We start from the raw sequence: 2,165 nt of genomic DNA on the forward strand, positions 1-2,165 counted from the left end.
ATCCCGCTGCCGTCCCGGTCGGTGTCGAGCCCGTCGCGCAGCGCCTCGACGAAGACGCCGCGGATATCCGTGCCGCCATGGGGCCCGCGGACCCCGTCGAGCCGGTCGATCATGACGCCCTCGACCTCGCCCGCCTCGGCGAGCGTGGTGGCCAGGATCTCGGCCTGGATCCGGGTCCGGCGCAGCGTGGTGACGCCCTTCATGTGATAGTCGCGCGTCGCGCCGACCCGCGTCAGGACCAGCGCGGGCAGGCCCTCGCCCGGGGCGCGTCGGCCCCAGGTGATGCGGGGGCCGACCAGATCGGCGAGGGCCGGATCGCGCAGCAGCAGGTCGGTCAGATCGGCCTTGAGGCTCATCGGCCGCCCCCCTGCGCGCGCTTCTTCGCCAGCCGCTTCGCGCGGCGGGCGACGGTGGCGGCGATCTCGCGCCCGAGCCCGTCGGCAATATCGTCCAGCACCGCGTCGCGGGTCGCATCCCAGGCGGGGCGCATGAAGGGCTGGGCGGGCATGGTGCCGGTCGAGCCGCCGCTTGCGAGGTGGCGCTCGACGGTGCCGAACTCGACCAGATGGGCATGCGGGAGCGCCGCGGCACCGCCGAAGAGCTCGACGGCGGCCTTGTCATCGCTGACGAGGCGGCGGTGATCGCGGCGCTGTCCGGGGTCGAGCCGGGTCGAGACCGCGAGGCTTTCGGCCAGATCGCCGCTGGCGCGCGGCGCCAGATCCCGCGCCCGGTCGACGAAGATCTTCAGCGCGGCCGTGCCGACCCGGCGCAGAACGCCCCGGCCGGTTGATTTGGGCAGGTGTTCCACCATCATCTTTTCCAGGTCGGCCAGGCCCTCGACCGAGACGGATTGTTTGCTCATGCCTCCTCCTTCCGGCCGGTGCTGACGGCCAAGACGTCGACCCAGCGGCCGCGCGCGGCGACGCCGGTGATGTTCCAGACATGCCCGCCCACCTTCATCCGGTCGGCTGCAGTGAGGCCCAGGGCGAGATCGGAGCGGCGCAGGGTGAAGCGGGCCGCCCGCACCGCCCCGATCTGGCCCGCCGCGGCGCGTTCGGTCTCGGTCAGATCGGTCCGCGCGGCCCAGAGCGTGGCGAGGCTTTCCCAGGCGCCCGTGGGTTCGTTCAGCGCGTTCCGCCCCGCACCCTGGCGTTCGAAAGTCACCCGCCGGTCGAGACGCGGGCTCATCTGCGGCACCAGATCCCGGGCCGCCGGTAGCGGGCCTGCCGGATCAGCGCCCGCGCCCCGAAGGCGATGCGGGGGCTTTCGACCGTCTCGATGGCGATCCCCGCTTCCAGCCAGTCCCGCGCGATCAGGATCACCGCTTGGGCCAGTGTCGGCGGCACGATGTCCGGTCCCACGGAAAGCGTGATGGAGAGGGGCGCGCCATCCGGTACGCCCGCTAAGGCCCCGTCCGAGAACAGGATCTGCGGTTCGCTATCGGCAAAGAGAAGCCGGGCGGCGTCCGCGCCCAGCTCGCCGTCCGACCAGGTCACGCCCAGCAGCTCGCGGGCGGGCGCGACCGGCACCCACCAGCGGCGCCCCTGTCCGGCCGCGGTTTCGAACCGGACCCGGCGCAGGGTCAGCGGGCGGCGGGTGGCGGTCTCGACCGCCGATTGCGCCGCCGCCAGACAGGCCTCGATCCGGGAATTGTCCGCATCGCCCTCCCAATGCGAGGCGCGTTTATACGCCTCGACACTGACACCGAGCGGCGGGATCTCGGCCAGGATCATGCCGTCGCCGCATCCTTGTCGGCATCCTTGGCCGATTCCTTGTCGGGGGCCTTGTCGGGCGCCTTGCCCTGCTTCGGCGGTGCGCCCGCCTGGGCCTTGGCCTCGGCCTGGGCCAGGGCGGCCTCGCGCTCGGCCAGCGCCGCCTCGCGGGCGGCCAGATCGGCGGCCTTCGCCTCGATCCCGGCCGGATCGGCCGCCGCGGCCAGCTGCGCCTCGGCCGCCCGGTCGAAGACCGCCGCCACCGGGTCCTCGCCCCGGGTCAGCTTCGCGGCCAGGGCGGGCGCGAACCCCGCCACCTCGCCGCGGTTGTAGCGCCCGTAAGCGCGGCGGAACTTGAGGATCACCTTCGTCATGGTCTTGTCCTTTCTGCTGGGAGGTCAGAGCGACCAGCCGGTCGCGGTGAAGCCCGCGATGGCCTCGTCATGGCTGGGC

Annotated in this window: 5 protein-coding genes; all 5 read right to left on the reverse strand. The window is 73.2% G+C overall.

Features of this window, described 5'->3' with window-relative positions; translation table 11 throughout:
• On the reverse strand, window positions 1-356 hold a 356-nt coding region (gene gp17 / locus BYZ73_RS20845; protein ID WP_146746383.1), incomplete at its 3' end, for a tail completion protein gp17.
• Window positions 353-862: an HK97-gp10 family putative phage morphogenesis protein gene (locus BYZ73_RS20850; protein WP_112317529.1), complete on the reverse strand. Its 510-nt coding sequence runs from the start codon at window positions 860-862 to the stop codon at window positions 353-355. The genes gp17 and BYZ73_RS20850, both read right to left, overlap by 4 nt.
• Window positions 859-1,188 carry a phage head closure protein gene (locus BYZ73_RS20855; protein ID WP_112317530.1) on the reverse strand — a complete coding sequence of 110 codons (330 nt, stop codon included), beginning with the start codon at window positions 1,186-1,188 and terminating at the stop codon, window positions 859-861. The genes BYZ73_RS20850 and BYZ73_RS20855 overlap by 4 nt, the downstream gene beginning before the upstream one ends.
• On the reverse strand, window positions 1,185-1,733 hold the full coding sequence (locus tag BYZ73_RS20860) for a hypothetical protein (protein WP_112317531.1): 549 nt from the start codon (window positions 1,731-1,733) through the stop codon (window positions 1,185-1,187). Before BYZ73_RS20860 ends, BYZ73_RS20855 begins: the two co-directional genes overlap by 4 nt.
• A complete protein-coding gene (locus BYZ73_RS20865; RefSeq protein ID WP_112317532.1) occupies window positions 1,730-2,086 on the reverse strand; it encodes a hypothetical protein in 357 nt (118 codons plus the stop codon). The genes BYZ73_RS20860 and BYZ73_RS20865 overlap by 4 nt, the downstream gene beginning before the upstream one ends.
• Window positions 2,087-2,165 lie beyond the last annotated feature (79 nt).

The sequence above is a fragment of the Rhodovulum viride genome (assembly GCF_003265965.1).
Taxonomy (GTDB): domain Bacteria; phylum Pseudomonadota; class Alphaproteobacteria; order Rhodobacterales; family Rhodobacteraceae; genus Rhodovulum; species Rhodovulum kholense.

Excerpts from the sequence above, each read along its gene's own strand:
- BYZ73_RS20850 (WP_112317529.1), bottom strand. The coding sequence starts at position 862 with ATGAGCAAACAATCCGTCTCGGTCGAGGGCCTGGCCGACCTGGAAAAG.
- BYZ73_RS20855 (WP_112317530.1), bottom strand. The coding sequence starts at position 1,188 with ATGAGCCCGCGTCTCGACCGGCGGGTGACTTTCGAACGCCAGGGTGCG.
- BYZ73_RS20860 (WP_112317531.1), bottom strand. The coding sequence starts at position 1,733 with ATGATCCTGGCCGAGATCCCGCCGCTCGGTGTCAGTGTCGAGGCGTAT.
- BYZ73_RS20865 (WP_112317532.1), bottom strand. The coding sequence starts at position 2,086 with ATGACGAAGGTGATCCTCAAGTTCCGCCGCGCTTACGGGCGCTACAAC.